A 15,471-nucleotide genomic window follows, 5' to 3' on the forward strand; every position below is an offset into this window, starting at 1 on the left:
GGGAGGCAACTCCCGCGTTGCTGTTTCCGCGGCCGAGACGCCTATAGTGCGTAGCTAACCAGGAGGCGTAGGACCCATGTCCAAACGCGATTATTACGAAGTCCTGGGTGTCGAAAAAGGGGCCGATCAGAAAGAGATCAAAAAGGCCTATCGCCGTCTGGCGCAAAAATTCCACCCTGATCGAAACCCGGACGATAACACCGCAGCGGAAAAATTCCGTGAAGTGTCGGAAGCCTACGAAGTCTTAAGCGATGGCGAGAAGCGCGCGGCCTACGACCAGTTCGGTCACGCCGGTGTGGATGGCCAGGGCGGCGGCTTTGGCGGTGGTGGCTTCGGCGGCGGTGGCGCTGGCGATTTCAGCGACATCTTCGGCGATGTGTTTGGCGATATTTTCGGTGGCGGCGGTGGCCGTCGTCGTGGGCCCAACGCACCCGCCCGCGGTTCCGACCTGCGCTACAACCTAGAGCTGGATCTAGAGAGCGCGGTGGCGGGCACCACGGTGGATATTCGCGTCCCGCGCCATATCGAGTGTGACCGCTGTGATGGTGGTGGCGCCGAGCCGGGCTCCACCAAAGAGACTTGCCCCACTTGCCATGGCCACGGCCAGGTACGTATGCAGCAGGGCTTCTTTGCCGTTCAGCAAACCTGCCCCACCTGTCACGGCAGTGGCCAGCACATTAAAGTGCCGTGCCACAAATGTAACGGCGAAGGCCGCGTGCGCGAAACCCGCACTCTCTCGGTGAAGATTCCGCCGGGTGTCGATACCGGTGATCGCATTCGCCTCAATGGCGAAGGCGAAAGCGGCGTGAATGGCGGCCCAGCGGGCGACCTGTACGTACAGGTGTCCATCAAGCCTCACCATATCTTCCGCCGCGACGGCAAACACCTGCAGTGCGACGTGCCGATCAATTTCGTGGACGCCGCGCTGGGAGGCGAGCTGGAAGTGCCGACGCTGGATGGACGCGTGAAGCTGAAGATCCCGCCGGAAACCCAAACCGGCAAGCTCTTCCGCCTGCGCGGCAAAGGCGTGAAGCCCGTTCGTGGCGGCGCCCCCGGCGACCTGCTGTGCAAGGTAGTGCTGGAAACGCCCGTCAACCTCAACGACGAGCAGAAAGACCTGCTTCGCCAGCTGCAAGAGAGCTTCGATGGCAGCAACAGCCACAGCCACTCACCGAAGAAGACCGGCTTCTTCGATAGCGTGAAGAAGTTCTTTGAAGAGATGAAGCCGTAAGGTCTTTATCTATTTCATGCAGTTTGTGTAGCAACGCTAAAAACCAGCATCCATTGGGTGCTGGTTTTTTGTTGCATGTAGCTAGGTGGCTGCACCGTTGCAACGAATTCTCATTCAACGCTTGGCTCTTATCGCGGTGGGGATTAGGCTAGTGGGTACTCACCCGCCACCTATATGGAGAGATCTCTATGCCTTTATCCCGAGCAGAAATTGCCACCCCATCCGGCGCGCGGTTGATCAATCGCCTGTGTAAACATTGGGCGCATAAGCTTGAGGTGGAGCACAGTGAGCAGGACGCCAAGATCGTGTTTGCCAGCGGTACTTGCCTGATGCACGCCGAACCTGATCGGCTGCTGGTCTCCATCGAAACCCTGGAAGAAGAGCACTTGGATCAGCTAGAGGGCGTGGTCGAGAGCCATCTAATGCGTATGGCGAAAGACGAGTCGCTGGAGATTGTCTGGGAGAATTGAAAGTGCATGAAGGGCGCTGCCGTTAGCGCCGCATCGCTAAGGGTGGTCTGCTATAATCGCGGCCACCTTTTTTGTTTCTCGCTGATGCCGAACGGCACACGCACAGGAGTTCCCATGACCCGAATTGCCATTGTGGGCGTAGCTGGCCGTATGGGCCGCACGTTAGTCAACGCCATAGAACAGGATGCCGGTGCCGAACTGGCCGGGGGAATCGTCGAGCCGGGCAGTTCGCTGGCAGGGGCGGATATCGGCGAGCTGGCAGGCGTAGGCAAACGGGGAGTGGTGGCGGTGGACTCGTTGGCGGCCATCGTGGACGACTTCGACGTGCTGATCGACTTCACGGCGCCCAAGGTGACGCTGGCGAACCTGGCGTTTTGTGCCGAGCACGGCAAGCGCATCGTGATCGGCACGACCGGCATGAACGATGACGAGCTGGCCGAGCTGGACAGCTACCGCGACCGCGTGGCGATGGTATTTGCACCCAACATGAGCGTCGGCGTGAATCTGACCCTGAAACTGCTGGAAACGGCGGCCAAGGCGTTGGGCGACGAAGGCTACGACATCGAAGTGATCGAGTCTCACCACCGCCATAAGGTCGATGCGCCGTCCGGAACGGCCATCAAGATGGGCGAAGTGGTGGCGGAGAGCCTGGGGCGCACCTTGAAGGAGCACGGCGTTTTCGAACGTGTGGGGCAGTGCGGCCCGCGTACCGATAAAGAGATCGGTTTTGCTACCGTGCGGGCAGGCGATATCGTCGGTGAGCACACGGTGATGTTCGCCACCGAAGGCGAGCGCATCGAAATCACCCACAAGGCGTCCAGCCGCATGACCTTCGCCAAAGGGGCTGTGCGGGCGGCGCGCTGGGTGGCCGCTCAGCCGCATGGCCGTTATGACATGCAGGACGTGCTGGCGCTGAGCTGAGCCGTGGGCTTTTGTTAGACCAGGGTCGGCATAAAACGCTGGCCCTGGGGCGCTAAATGCTGTAACATTCCAAAAATTTTGGCCCAGTGGCTGCAAAAAGCAGCACCATATCGACAGTCAAGCACCAAGCTGTCGAAAGAGCACCGCGCTTGTTGCACTGGTCGTCAAGTGGGAAAAGTAGTCAGCGACATGCTGCGCCATGGCCAACACCGTTATGAAGGCCACGGAAAGAGAACAACAAGCGGGATGAAACCGATTTTTTTATTGTCGGCTTCGTCCCGCTTTTTTACGACCCGACGTTTGTACGCAAACGCCGTAACCGGATCGCCGAGCCTGCGCCCACAGGCTCCCACCAGCATGGGAGAACGTGTTTTGAATAACCCCGCATTGAGCAAACCCGCGATATTGGCCCTGGAAGATGGCAGTGTGTTTCATGGAACGGCCATCGGCGCGGAGGGAATCACGAGCGGTGAGGTGGTGTTCAATACAGCCATGACCGGCTATCAGGAAATTCTCACCGACCCCTCTTATACCCGCCAGATCGTCACCCTGACCTACCCGCATATCGGCAATACCGGCATCAATTCCGAAGACATCGAGTCCGCGTCCATTGCGGCGGCGGGCCTGGTGATTCGCGATCTCCCCCTGCTGGCCAGCAGCTTCCGTTCCGAACAGAGCCTTTCCGATTATCTGGTCAGCCAGAACGTGCTGGGCATTGCCGATATCGACACCCGCCGCCTGACGCGCATTCTGCGTGACAAGGGCGCCCAGAACGGGGCGATTCTGGCAGGTGCCGAGGCCGAAGGTGATGATGCCGTCGAGCGTGCGCTGGCGGCGGCGAAGGCGTTTCCGGGCCTGAAGGGCATGGACCTGGCGAAAGAAGTCTCCTGCAAGGAGGCCTATGAGTGGTCGGAAGGCGAGTGGACCCTGGGCGAAGGTTACGCGGATGCCAGTCAAGGTGAGCGCCCCTACCATGTGGTGGCCTTCGATTACGGCGTGAAATTCAACATCCTGCGCATGCTGGCGGCTCGTGGCTGCCGCTTGACGGTGGTGCCTGCGCAAACCCCTGCGGCAGACGTGCTGGCCATGAACCCGGACGGCGTCTTCCTGGCCAACGGCCCCGGCGACCCCGAGCCCTGCGATTACGCCATCAAGGCGATCCAGGAAGTGCTGGAAACCGACACCCCGGTGTTTGGTATCTGCCTGGGTCACCAGCTGCTGGCACTGGCCTCTGGCGCGAAAACCGTCAAGATGGGCCACGGCCACCACGGCGCCAACCACCCGGTTCAAGACCTGGACACCGGCACGGTGATGATCACCAGCCAGAACCATGGCTTTGCCGCCGATGAAGCCTCCCTGCCCAGCAATGTGCGCGCCACGCACCGTTCGCTGTTCGACGGCACCTTGCAGGGAATCGAGCGCACCGACCGCCCGGCTTTCAGCTTCCAGGGGCACCCGGAAGCCAGCCCCGGCCCGCGCGATGTAGCGCCGCTGTTCGATCGCTTCATCGCGATGATGCAGGCGCGCCGCTAAGTCAGCCGCGCTGCCGCTCATTGCCCAGTTACGTCGCCTCGATGCTCATCGTCACCACTTTTTGCGGGAACCGTTATGCCTAAGCGTACCGATATCAACAGCATTCTTATCATTGGCGCTGGTCCGATCGTCATCGGCCAGGCCTGCGAATTCGACTACTCCGGCGCCCAGGCCTGTAAAGCGCTGCGCGAGGAGGGCTACCGGGTCATTCTGGTGAACTCCAACCCGGCCACCATCATGACCGACCCGGCCATGGCCGATGCCACCTACATCGAGCCGATCACCTGGCAGGCCGTTGAGAAAATTATCGAAGTCGAGCGCCCGGACGCCATTCTCCCCACCATGGGCGGCCAAACCGCGCTGAACTGCGCGCTGGATCTTGAAAAACATGGCGTACTTGCTAAGTACAGTGTTGAGATGATCGGCGCCAACGCCGACGCCATTAATATGGCGGAAGACCGCGACCTGTTCGACCAAGCCATGAAGCGCATTGGCCTGGAGTGCCCCAAGGCCAAAGTGGCGCACACCATGGACGAGGCCTGGGAGATTCAGGCGGAGCTGGGCTTCCCGACCATCATTCGTCCTTCCTACACCATGGGCGGCTCCGGCGGCGGTGTGGCGTACAACAAGGAAGAGTTCGAAGAGATCTGTACCCGTGGGTTCGAGCTTTCCAACAATCACGAGCTGCTGATTGATGAGTCGCTGCTGGGTTGGAAAGAGTACGAAATGGAAGTGGTGCGCGACAAAAACGATAACTGCATTATCGTTTGCGCCATCGAAAACTTCGACCCCATGGGCGTACACACCGGCGACTCGATTACCGTCGCGCCTGCCCAGACGCTGACCGATAAAGAGTACCAGATCATGCGCGACGCCTCTCTGGCCGTGCTGCGCGAGATCGGCGTGGAAACCGGGGGGTCGAACGTGCAGTTCGGTATGGACCCGAAAACCGGTCGCATGGTGGTGATCGAGATGAACCCGCGGGTGTCGCGCTCCTCGGCGCTGGCGTCCAAGGCTACCGGTTTCCCGATTGCCAAGATCGCTGCCAAGCTGGCGGTGGGTTACACCCTGGACGAGCTGCAGAACGATATCACCGGCGGCCAGACCCCGGCGTCGTTTGAGCCGTCCATCGACTATGTCGTGACCAAAATTCCGCGCTTTACGTTCGAGAAATTCCCCCAAGCGAACGACCGCCTGACCACCCAGATGAAGTCGGTGGGTGAAGTGATGGCGATTGGCCGTACCTTCCAGGAGTCGCTGCAGAAAGCGCTGCGCGGCATGGAAACCGGCAATGACGGCCTCGACCCGATCATCACCGAGTTCACCGACGAAGCCATGGCCCAGATCAAGGGCGAGCTGCAGGCAGCGGGTGCCGAGCGCATCTTCTTCGTCGCCGACGCCATGCGTGCGGGCATGAGCGTGGATGAGATCTTTGCGCTGACCAACATCGACCGCTGGTTCCTGGTGCAAATGGAAGACCTGATTCTCACCGAAGCCGCCGTGTCCAAGCGCGCCCTGGCAGAGTTCTCGGCGCGTGAGCTGTTCCAGCTCAAGCGCAAGGGCTTCTCCGATGCGCGGCTGGCGAAGCTGCTGGGCGTCTCCGAGAAGGAGTTCCGCAAGACGCGTCAGGCAGCAGGCATTCGCCCAGTCTACAAACGCGTGGACACCTGTGCCGCCGAGTTTGCTTCCGATACCGCCTACATGTACTCCACCTATGAAGAGGAGTGCGAAGCGGACGTGTCGGATCGCCAGAAGATCATGGTGCTGGGCGGTGGCCCGAACCGTATCGGTCAGGGTATCGAGTTCGACTACTGCTGTGTGCACGCCGCCTTCGCCATGCGCGACGACGGCTATGAAACCATCATGGTCAACTGCAACCCGGAAACCGTCTCCACCGACTACGATACCTCCGAACGTCTCTACTTCGAGCCGGTGACGCTGGAAGACGTGCTGGAAATCGCCGACAAGGAGAAGCCGGCGGGCGTCATCGTCCAGTTCGGTGGCCAAACCCCGCTGAAGCTGGCTCGCGAGCTGGAAGCCGCAGGCGTGCCGATCATCGGTACCACGCCGGACGCCATCGACCGTGCTGAAGACCGCGAGCGCTTCCAGGTGATGATCGACAAGCTCGGCCTGAAGCAGCCGCCCAACGCCACGGCCCGCAGCTTCGAAGAAGCTTTCACCAAGGCCGAGAAGATCGGCTACCCGCTGGTCGTGCGCCCCAGCTACGTACTAGGTGGCCGTGCCATGGAGATCGTCTACGATGCCTCCGAGCTCGAAAACTACATGACCAACGCGGTCAAGGTCTCCAACGACTCGCCGGTACTGCTGGATCACTTCCTCAGCGCGGCAGTGGAAGTGGACATCGACGCGGTCTCCGATGGTCATCAGGTGGTCATCGGCGGCATCATGCAGCACGTCGAGCAGGCAGGCGTTCACTCTGGCGACTCTGCCTGTGCGCTGCCACCCTACTCGCTGCCCGCCGACGTGCAGGACGAGATGCGCGCGCAGGTCAAGAAAATGGCCGTGGAGCTGGGCGTAAAAGGCCTGATGAACGTGCAGCTGGCCTGGCAGGATGGCGAGATCTACGTGATCGAGGTCAACCCTCGTGCTTCGCGTACCGTGCCGTTTGTTTCCAAGTGCATCGGCACTTCGCTGGCGCAGATTGCCGCCCGCTGCATGGCAGGCAAGACCCTGGCGGAACAGGGCTTCGAGCGTGAAATCGTGCCGCACTTCTATAGCGTCAAGGAAGCCGTTTTCCCGTTCAACAAGTTCCAGGGCGTGGACCCGATCCTCTCGCCGGAAATGAAGTCCACCGGCGAGGTGATGGGCTCAGGTGACACCTTTGCCGAAGCCTTCTTCAAGGCGCAGCTGGGCGCGGGTGAGGCGATTCCGGCGCTGGATGGCGACCGTAAAGCGTTCCTGTCGGTGCGTGAGCCTGATAAGCAGGGGATTATCGAAGTGGCCCGTTCTCTGCTAACATTGGGCTTCACGCTATGTGCAACACGCGGTACCGCTGCGGCCCTCGAAGCCGCCGGGCTGCCCGTGGAGCACGTCAATAAAGTCAATGAAGGCCGTCCCCATATCGTCGATCTGCTGAAGAACGACGAAATCGCCTACATCGTGAATACCACCGAAGGTCGTCAGGCAATCAACGACTCTTCGATCATTCGCCGTACTGCTCTCGCGCGCAAGGTGCCCTATGCGACCACCTTGGCGGGTGCTAATGCTGTTTGCATGGCGCTGGAGTACGGTAGGGAGATTACGGTGCGGCGCCTTCAGGATCTGCACGCAGGAGCAACGCAATGAACAAGGTCCCGATGACGGTGGCGGGAGAGAAGAGCCTTCGCGATGAGCTCAACCATCTGAAGAGCGAAGCTCGCCCTCAGGTGATTGCCGCCATCGCCGAAGCGCGTGAACACGGCGATCTCAAGGAGAACGCCGAGTACCACGCCGCCCGTGAACAACAGGGGTTTATTGAAGGCCGTATTCAGGAAATCGAGAGCAAGCTCTCTGGCGCCCAGGTGATTGATGTCACCAAGCTGCCGAAAACCGGCAAGGTGATCTTTGGCGTCACCGTGTCACTGCTGAACCTGGACAGCGACGCCAGCGTGACGTACCGCATCGTGGGTGAAGACGAAGCGGACATCAAGGCCGGGCGTATTTCCGTGACATCGCCCATTGCCCGCGCGCTGATCGGCAAGGAAGAGGGCGACGTGGTGGTGGTGAAAACCCCCGGTGGCGACGTGGAGTACGAAATCGAGAGCGTCGAGCACCTTTGATCACGTTCCGCTAGCGCCATGAAAAAGGCCCGGTGCAGTTTTCTGTACCGGGCCTTTTCGTCTGGTGCTGTTTTATGATGGGCGCCAGATCCGTTCAGCCAAGCGTCCGCTCAGCCAAACGGTCCTGCGTCAGTGCCGCCCGTGGTGGTTCTCGAAGCGGGTCACGTTGGAGAGCTTGGGGTTGGCCTTGGGGTTGCGACGGTACAGCAGCGCCATCTTGCCGATGGTTTGCACCAGCTCGGCCTTGCTGTCAGCCAGCAACTCGTTGATCATCGCGGCGCGATCCTCCCGCTCGGGCAGGGCGAGCTTCACTTTGATCAGCTCGTGGTCGTTGAGCGCGCGGCTGAGTTCTGCGAGCAGGTTTTCGGAGACGCCGTTCTCAGAAACGGTGACCACGGGGTTCAAATGGTGGCCAATGCTACGAAATGCTTTCTTTTGTGCCTGTGACAAGCTCATGGTATCTTGCGGTATCCCGGTTAGCGCTTAACGTTCCATCTTACGGTGAAATGCCGCCAAGTGAAAGCAATCCCGTCAATGCGCCCATCTCTTATTCCAGCGTCAGATGCCCCTATGCAGCAAAAGCCTCCAAGCCGTAAACATTCAGTGAGCAAAACCAGCAACAACTGGAAGAAAGAACATTTCGACGACCAGTACGTGAAACAGAGCTGGCAGGATGGCTATCGCTCTCGGGCAAGCTACAAGCTGCTGGAGCTGGATGAGAAGGACAAGCTGTTTCGCAATGGCATGACGGTGATCGACCTGGGTGCAGCGCCCGGCGGGTGGAGTCAGATCGCCGCTGAGAAGGTTGGTCCGGAAGGTGTCGTGATCGCCTCCGACATTCTGGAGTTGGACGCCCTGGCAGGGGTCGACTTCATTCAGGGCGACTTTACCGAAGAGCGTGTACTCAATGCGATTCTCGAGCGGTTGGGAAATCGACCGGTAGACCTTGTTATGTCCGACATGGCCCCCAATATGAGTGGTATGGCCGCCATCGACCAGCCGCAGGCCATGTACCTTGTCGAGCTTGCTCTGGAGCTGGCGCGTGAAACGCTCTCGCCCAAGGGGCGTTTTCTGGTCAAAGTGTTTCAGGGGGAGGGCTTCGACACCTATTTGAAGGAGCTGCGCGGCAGCTTTCAGCGCGTAGTGACCCGTAAGCCGGATGCTTCACGGGCCCGTTCACGAGAAGTCTATTTTCTGGCCGAAGGCTTTCGCGGTTAGCGAGTGACCGCGTGCATGGCCACGATAGCGACGATTTATCACCACGATTGCCAGACAGGCAGGCGTAAGGTGTGTCACATTATGCACATTGGACGAGCGTGACACAGATGGCCCAGGGCGTTATGCGCTTTGGCAATGGTTGAACGTTAAACTCTAGTGTAAGGTCTGAGTATTAACGGTTAACTGACGGATTCTTGTAATGAGGGTAGCCCCTTGAACGATATGGCGAAGAACCTGATTCTGTGGTTGGTCATCGCGGCCGTTCTGCTGACAGTGTTCAACAATTTCAGTACGGAAAGCGCGCCGCAAAGCACCAACTACTCCCAGTTTGTGCAGCAGGTGCAAAATCAGCAGATCCGCAGCGTCACCATCGATGGGTATACCATCACCGGTGAGCGGACCGATGGTTCGCAGTTCCAGACCATCCGCCCTGCCGCAGAAGATCCCAAGCTGATCGACGACCTGCTGAGCAACAATGTCACGGTGGTCGGCAAGGAGCCTGAACAGCAAAGCATCTGGACGCGGCTGCTGATTGCCAGTTTCCCGATCCTGCTGATCCTGGCGATCTTCATGTTCTTCATGCGCCAGATGCAAGGCGGTGCCGGTGGCGGCAAGGGTGGCCCGATGAGCTTCGGCAAGTCGAAGGCCAAGCTGCTCTCGCAAGACCAGATCAAGACCACCTTTGCTGACGTGGCGGGCTGTGACGAGGCCAAGGAAGAGGTGGAAGAGCTGGTCGACTTCCTGCGCGACCCCACCAAATTCCAGCGCCTGGGAGGCACCATTCCCCGTGGCGTGCTGATGGTCGGTCCTCCCGGTACCGGCAAGACGCTGCTGGCCAAGTCCATTGCCGGTGAGGCCAAGGTACCGTTCTTCTCCATCTCGGGTTCCGACTTCGTCGAAATGTTCGTGGGCGTGGGTGCGTCTCGCGTGCGCGACATGTTCGAGCAGGCCAAGAAGCAGGCGCCCTGCATCATCTTCATCGACGAGATCGATGCCGTGGGTCGCTCGCGCGGCACCGGCATGGGCGGCGGTAACGATGAGCGCGAGCAGACGCTGAACCAGCTGCTGGTCGAGATGGACGGCTTCGAGGCCAACGAAGGCATCATCGTGATTGCGGCCACCAACCGTCCGGACGTACTCGACCCCGCGCTGCTGCGCCCGGGCCGCTTCGACCGTCAGGTAACCGTGGGCTTGCCGGATATCCGTGGCCGTGAGCACATTCTGGGCGTTCACCTGCGCAAGGTGCCGCTGGCCGATGACGTGAAGCCGCAGCTGATTGCCCGTGGTACGCCTGGTTTCTCCGGTGCCGACCTGGCCAACCTGGTGAACGAGGCTGCCCTGTTTGCGGCGCGTCGTAACAAGCGCCTGGTAGGCATGGAAGAGCTGGAACTGGCCAAGGACAAGATCATGATGGGCGCCGAGCGCAAATCCATGGTCATGACCGACAAAGAAAAGCTCAATACCGCTTATCACGAAGCAGGCCACGCGATCATTGGCTTGGTCATGCCTGAGCACGACCCGGTGTACAAGGTCACGATTATTCCTCGTGGCCGTGCGCTGGGTGTGACGATGTTCCTGCCGGAAGAGGATCGCTACAGCCTGTCGCGCCAGCAAATTATCAGCCAGATCTGCTCGCTGTTTGGTGGCCGTATTGCCGAAGAGATGACGCTTGGGCCCAACGGTGTCACCACTGGTGCTTCCAACGACATCAAGCGCGCCACGGAGCTGGCCCATAACATGGTGGCCAAGTGGGGGCTTTCGGACGAAATGGGCCCGATCATGTACGACGAGGATGAGTCTCATCAGTTCCTCGGTGGCCCGGGCCAGGGTGGCGGCAAGCTGAAGTCCGGCGAAACCACCACGCGCCTCGATAAGGAAGTGCGCAAGATCATCGACTCGTGCTACGAGCAGGCGCGCCAGATTTTGCATGACAACCGCGACAAGCTGGATGCCATGGCCGAAGCGCTGATGAAGTACGAGACCATCGATGCGCATCAGCTGAAAGACATCATGGAAGGGCGTGACCCCCGCCCGCCGGAAGGCTGGGGTGACGGCGACTCTTCGGGTGGCGGCTCTCCGGTAGGTGGCGACAAGCCGGAAGCGAAACCAGAAGAGCCTGAAGCCGCCTCGGAAGGCGATAGCGAAGAAGACGATGACGAGCCGCGTCGTCGCCCTTCGGACCCGTTGGGTGGTTCGGCGGGGTCTTGAGCCAAGCCATCACACCAGCCAGCAAAGGCGCCCCAGCGGGGCGCCTTTTTGTTATCCTGTGATCAATGACAGTGAATTTTTTTTGATTTCAGGCGGCAACATGAACCCGAACGTTGACCCTATCTTGGCTCCGCACGCCCCAGAAGATGCCTTTCATCTGCGCTGCGGTCGCCATTCGCTCGATCTCTCGTTTCCCCGGGTGATGGGCATATTGAACGTCACCCCAGACTCGTTTTCCGACGGTGGGCAGCATGTTGCCCTCGATGATGCGCTGCGCCATGCCGAGCGCATGCTGGCGGAAGGAGCGGCGATGATCGATGTGGGGGGAGAGTCGACCCGCCCAGGTGCTACGCCGGTCACCGAACAGCAGGAGCTGGACCGGGTGGCTCCGGTGGTGGAGGCGCTGGTGCGTGAGCTGGATGCGCTGGTGTCGGTGGACACCAGCAGCGCCCTGATCATGCGTGAGGTGAGCGCGCTGGGAGCGGGCATGATCAACGATGTGCGTGCCCTGGAGCGCGATGGCGCTCTGATGGCGGCGGCCGGCAGTGGCCTGCCGGTATGTCTGATGCATCGCCAGGGTGAGCCGCAGGATATGCAGCACTCGCCTGGCTACGATGTGCCGGTAGAGCAGGCCGTGGCGGCCTACCTGGCGGAGCGGATCGCGGCCTGCGAAGCGGTGGGGCTGCGTCGTCATCGGCTGCTGCTGGACCCCGGTTTTGGCTTTGGCAAAACCGTCGAGCACAACCTGCAACTGTTGAAGCATATGGCCTCGCTGAATGAGCTGGGTTTGCCGCTGCTGGTGGGCATGTCGCGCAAGAGCATGATTGGTAAGGTGCTGGGCCGCCCTGTGGAAGAGCGCCTGGCAGGAGGGCTGGCGCTGGCCGCCATGGCGGTGGAGCGCGGAGCCAAAGTGATTCGGGTGCACGACGTAGGGCCCACGGTGGATGCCGTGAATATGGCCTGGGCCGTGCTGCAAGAAGGCTGTGAGCCGCTCGTGAAGAAGGAGTCTTGATATGACGCGTCGTTATTTTGGTACCGACGGAATTCGTGGCACGGTAGGGCAAGCGCCGATTACGGCTGATTTCATGCTCAAGCTGGGCTGGGCCGTCGGGCAGGTGTTGCGTCGCGAAAAAGGCCGCACCCGGGTATTGATCGGCAAGGATACGCGCATTTCCGGCTATATGTTCGAATCGGCGCTGGAGGCGGGGCTGTCTGCCGCCGGGGTGGACGTGTCGCTGCTGGGGCCGATGCCCACGCCGGGTATTGCCTACCTGACGCGCACTTTTCGCGCGGATGCCGGGATCGTCATTTCGGCCTCGCACAACCCCTTCGATGACAACGGCATCAAGTTTTTCTCTGCCGAAGGCAAGAAGTTGCCCGATGAGATCGAAGACCGTATCGAAGCCATGCTGGAAGCGCCGCTGACAACGGCCGAGGCCGCGCAGCTGGGCAAGGCGACGCGTATCGACGATGCGGCGGGCCGCTATATCGAATTTTGTAAATCCACGCTGCCGGACAGGTTGAGCCTGCATGGCCTGAAAGTGGTGCTGGATTGCGCCCATGGGGCTACTTACCATATCGCCCCCAGCGTATTCCGCGAGCTGGGGGCCGATGTCAGCGTGATTGGGGCGTCTCCCGACGGATTGAATATCAACCAACAGGTGGGTTCCACCCATCCCGCTGCGCTACGTGCCGCGGTCATTCAGCAAGGGGCCGATCTGGGCGTGGCCTTCGATGGCGACGGCGACCGCGTGCTGCTGGTGGATGCCGATGGCCGAGAAGTGGATGGCGATGACATCCTTTACCTGATCGCCCGTGACCGTTTCGAGCGTGGCCTGCTGGACGGTGGCGTGGTGGGCACCCTGATGAGCAATTTTGGGCTGGCCATGGCGCTGGAGCGGCTGGGTATTCCTTTCCAGCGTGCCAAGGTGGGCGACCGCTTCGTCATGGAGATGATGGCTGCCAACGGCTGGGAGCTGGGGGGCGAGGCTTCGGGGCATATCGTGTGTGGCCATGTGCAGAGCACCGGCGACGGCATCGTGTCCGCGCTGCAGGTGCTGGCATTGATGGTTCGCGAGCAGAAGCCGCTGCCTGCCCTGCTCAAGGGGCTCGAAAAAGTCCCTCAGTCGCTGGTCAACGTGCGGCTACCGGCAGGCTCCGATGCTCGCCAGGTAATGGCAGCTCCGCCCTTGCAGGAAGCCGTGGCGGCGCTGGAAACCGAGTTGGGCGACCAGGGGCGCGTGCTGCTGCGCGCCTCGGGGACGGAACCACTGATTCGGGTCATGGTAGAAGGCCGTGCCCATCTGGATGTCGACCGCCTGGCCAATCGGCTGGCCCAAGAGGTCCAGGCGCTGCTCGGTGACGACGCCAGCAAATAACGCAGGACGCGTCACAGCGGTTGTCTTGACAAGGCGGCTCCTATACCATTTCGCTCCACCTGGATTGAGGATCACCCATGCGCACGCCCTTGATTGCCGGTAACTGGAAAATGAACGGTTCGGCGGCATTGATCGAGTCGTTTGGTAAAACGTTTGCTTCCGCCACGCTACCGAAAGGTGTCGAGGTGGTGATTATTCCGCCTTTTCCTTACCTGGACATGGCGCGTCAGGCCTTTGGTGATACGCCTTTGGCGCTGGGGGCGCAAACGCTCAATCCTCAGCACGCCGGGGCGCATACCGGTGAAGTCAGTGGCCGCATGCTCAAGGAGTTTGGCGTTGGCTACGTGCTGGTGGGCCACTCCGAGCGCCGTCAGCTCTACCGTGAAAGCGACGAGCAGGTATTCAATCGCCTGGTGGCCGCGCTGGATGTCGGTTTGACGCCGATTCTATGTGTTGGTGAATCCCTTGAAGAGCGCGACGCCGGTCAGACCATGGATGTCGTGCTGCGCCAGGTGGGCTACGCCATGGCGCGACTGGAACCAGAACAGCGTCGTCAGGTGGTGATTGCCTACGAGCCTGTCTGGGCCATCGGCACCGGGCGCACGGCCTCGCCGGAGCAGGCTCAGGAAGTCATGGCAGGTATTCGTGCCTACCAGGCAGGGTTCGATGCGTCGCTGGCCGAGCAGTTGAAGCTGCTTTACGGCGGCAGCATGAATGCAAGTAATGCGGCAGAGCTGCTTGCTCAGCCGGATATCGACGGCGGTTTGGTGGGCGGTGCCTCGCTTAAAACCGACGATTTCTACGCCATTTGTCAGTCAGCAGGATAACGCCATGCAAGTTGCAATTCTTATGGTTCATGTGGTGATTGCGGTCGCCCTGGTAGTACTCATCCTGCTTCAGCAGGGTAAAGGCGCTGAAGCGGGAGCTGCCTTCGGTGGCGGCGCATCGCAAACGGTGTTTGGCTCACGGGGTAGCGGTAGCTTCCTTTCTCGCACCACGGGTGTCCTGGCGGCGGGCTTTTTCGTCACCTCCATGGCGCTGGCGTACTTTGCTACCCAGGCAGGCCAGGCACCGGAAGCGGGCATCCCCGACGCACGCCTGATCGAGCAGCAGCGCAGCATTCCTACGCTTGACGACAGCCCTGCAAGTATGGATAATACCGCGCCAGTGCTTGAGGAAAGCGGAGAGTAATCCGCCGCCTTTTCTTTGGCCTCCCCTGATGCCGAAGTGGTGGAATTGGTAGACACGCTATCTTGAGGGGGTAGTGACCGTATGGTCGTGCGGGTTCAAGTCCCGCCTTCGGCACCATCTGTTTCGCTGGCTTGCCAGCTTCCCAGAGTATTTGCCAAAGAAAGTCAGGGTTGGCACCTGAGACGAAAACAGCACTTGACGTCAGTAGTTTAAGTGTCTATTATCGTCGACCTAGATTGATGCGGGGTGGAGCAGTCTGGTAGCTCGTCGGGCTCATAACCCGAAGGTCATCGGTTCAAATCCGGTCCCCGCTACCATTTATTTAGCAACATTGCAGTGTCGTGAAGCAGTTCGCAATTTGCTTCGAGGCAGCGAAAAGATCGCAACATGTTGCTAAAATGGTATTACAGGTTTCTTTCGAAAAGCCCCTTCCTGTGAAGGGGCTTTTTGTTAGTAGCTTTTTTGCGAGCCAAGAGTGTCTCACGTGCGGACGTTGTTCAGTAGCCAGAGACACATTCCCAGGTAATGCCAATCAGCCTCCT

General features: G+C 60.2%; 13 protein-coding genes and 2 tRNA genes. 14 read left to right on the top strand and 1 reads right to left on the bottom strand.

Annotated elements, in window-relative coordinates:
• The first annotated feature begins 76 nt into the window (after positions 1 to 76).
• The 6 genes from dnaJ to greA all read left to right on the top strand — a co-directional run bounded on the left by dnaJ (position 77) and on the right by greA (position 7,934).
• Positions 77 to 1,231: a molecular chaperone DnaJ gene (gene dnaJ, locus RVM26_RS17760; protein ID WP_498939948.1), complete on the top strand. Its 1,155-nt coding sequence runs from the start codon at positions 77 to 79 to the stop codon at positions 1,229 to 1,231.
• Positions 1,232 to 1,419: 188 nt separating this feature from the next.
• Positions 1,420 to 1,701 carry a DUF2218 domain-containing protein gene (locus tag RVM26_RS17765; RefSeq protein ID WP_044629464.1) on the top strand — a complete coding sequence of 94 codons (282 nt, stop codon included), beginning with the start codon at positions 1,420 to 1,422 and terminating at the stop codon, positions 1,699 to 1,701.
• A 114-nt stretch (positions 1,702 to 1,815) separates the two neighbouring features.
• Positions 1,816 to 2,622 (top strand): 4-hydroxy-tetrahydrodipicolinate reductase, encoded by an 807-nt coding sequence (dapB, locus tag RVM26_RS17770; protein ID WP_287806454.1) that lies wholly within the window; start codon positions 1,816 to 1,818, stop codon positions 2,620 to 2,622.
• A gap of 387 nt (positions 2,623 to 3,009) precedes the next feature.
• Positions 3,010 to 4,155: a glutamine-hydrolyzing carbamoyl-phosphate synthase small subunit gene (gene carA / locus RVM26_RS17775; protein WP_026001950.1), complete on the top strand. Its 1,146-nt coding sequence runs from the start codon at positions 3,010 to 3,012 to the stop codon at positions 4,153 to 4,155.
• Positions 4,156 to 4,230: 75 nt separating this feature from the next.
• On the top strand, positions 4,231 to 7,461 hold the full coding sequence (carB, locus tag RVM26_RS17780) for a carbamoyl phosphate synthase large subunit (RefSeq protein ID WP_498939950.1): 3,231 nt from the start codon (positions 4,231 to 4,233) through the stop codon (positions 7,459 to 7,461).
• Positions 7,458 to 7,934 carry a transcription elongation factor GreA gene (greA, locus tag RVM26_RS17785; RefSeq protein WP_039181387.1) on the top strand — a complete coding sequence of 159 codons (477 nt, stop codon included), beginning with the start codon at positions 7,458 to 7,460 and terminating at the stop codon, positions 7,932 to 7,934. Before carB ends, greA begins: the two co-directional genes overlap by 4 nt.
• A 129-nt stretch (positions 7,935 to 8,063) precedes the next feature.
• Here the strand turns inward: greA and yhbY are convergent, their stop codons facing one another.
• A complete protein-coding gene (yhbY, locus tag RVM26_RS17790; RefSeq protein WP_287806458.1) occupies positions 8,064 to 8,390 on the bottom strand; it encodes a ribosome assembly RNA-binding protein YhbY in 327 nt (108 codons plus the stop codon).
• A 114-nt stretch (positions 8,391 to 8,504) separates the two neighbouring features.
• Here yhbY and rlmE point away from each other — a divergent pair, with 114 nt between their 5' ends.
• From rlmE to RVM26_RS17830, 8 genes are all read left to right on the top strand, one after another.
• Positions 8,505 to 9,152 (top strand): RlmE family RNA methyltransferase, encoded by a 648-nt coding sequence (rlmE, locus tag RVM26_RS17795; protein WP_498939953.1) that lies wholly within the window; start codon positions 8,505 to 8,507, stop codon positions 9,150 to 9,152.
• A gap of 213 nt (positions 9,153 to 9,365) precedes the next feature.
• On the top strand, positions 9,366 to 11,360 hold the full coding sequence (gene ftsH, locus RVM26_RS17800; RefSeq protein WP_498939955.1) for an ATP-dependent metallopeptidase FtsH/Yme1/Tma family protein: 1,995 nt from the start codon (positions 9,366 to 9,368) through the stop codon (positions 11,358 to 11,360).
• A 100-nt stretch (positions 11,361 to 11,460) separates the two neighbouring features.
• Positions 11,461 to 12,372, top strand: coding sequence for a dihydropteroate synthase (gene folP, locus RVM26_RS17805; RefSeq protein WP_498939957.1), 912 nt, complete (start codon positions 11,461 to 11,463; stop codon positions 12,370 to 12,372).
• Between the two features lies 1 nt (position 12,373).
• Positions 12,374 to 13,738: a phosphoglucosamine mutase gene (gene glmM, locus RVM26_RS17810; RefSeq protein ID WP_498939959.1), complete on the top strand. Its 1,365-nt coding sequence runs from the start codon at positions 12,374 to 12,376 to the stop codon at positions 13,736 to 13,738.
• Positions 13,739 to 13,815: 77 nt separating this feature from the next.
• Positions 13,816 to 14,565 (top strand): triose-phosphate isomerase family protein, encoded by a 750-nt coding sequence (gene tpiA, locus RVM26_RS17815; protein WP_498939960.1) that lies wholly within the window; start codon positions 13,816 to 13,818, stop codon positions 14,563 to 14,565.
• Between the two features lie 4 nt (positions 14,566 to 14,569).
• Entirely contained in the window at positions 14,570 to 14,929 is a 360-nt protein-coding gene (secG, locus tag RVM26_RS17820) for a preprotein translocase subunit SecG (RefSeq protein ID WP_445011297.1), read from the top strand.
• A 30-nt stretch (positions 14,930 to 14,959) separates the two neighbouring features.
• A tRNA-Leu gene (locus tag RVM26_RS17825) sits at positions 14,960 to 15,046 on the top strand.
• A 123-nt stretch (positions 15,047 to 15,169) separates the two neighbouring features.
• Positions 15,170 to 15,246 (top strand) — tRNA-Met (locus tag RVM26_RS17830).
• The last annotated feature ends 225 nt before the right edge of the window (positions 15,247 to 15,471 follow it).

It is taken from the genome of Halomonas sp. KM072 (genome assembly GCF_050710315.1).
GTDB lineage: Bacteria > Pseudomonadota > Gammaproteobacteria > Pseudomonadales > Halomonadaceae > Vreelandella > Vreelandella hamiltonii.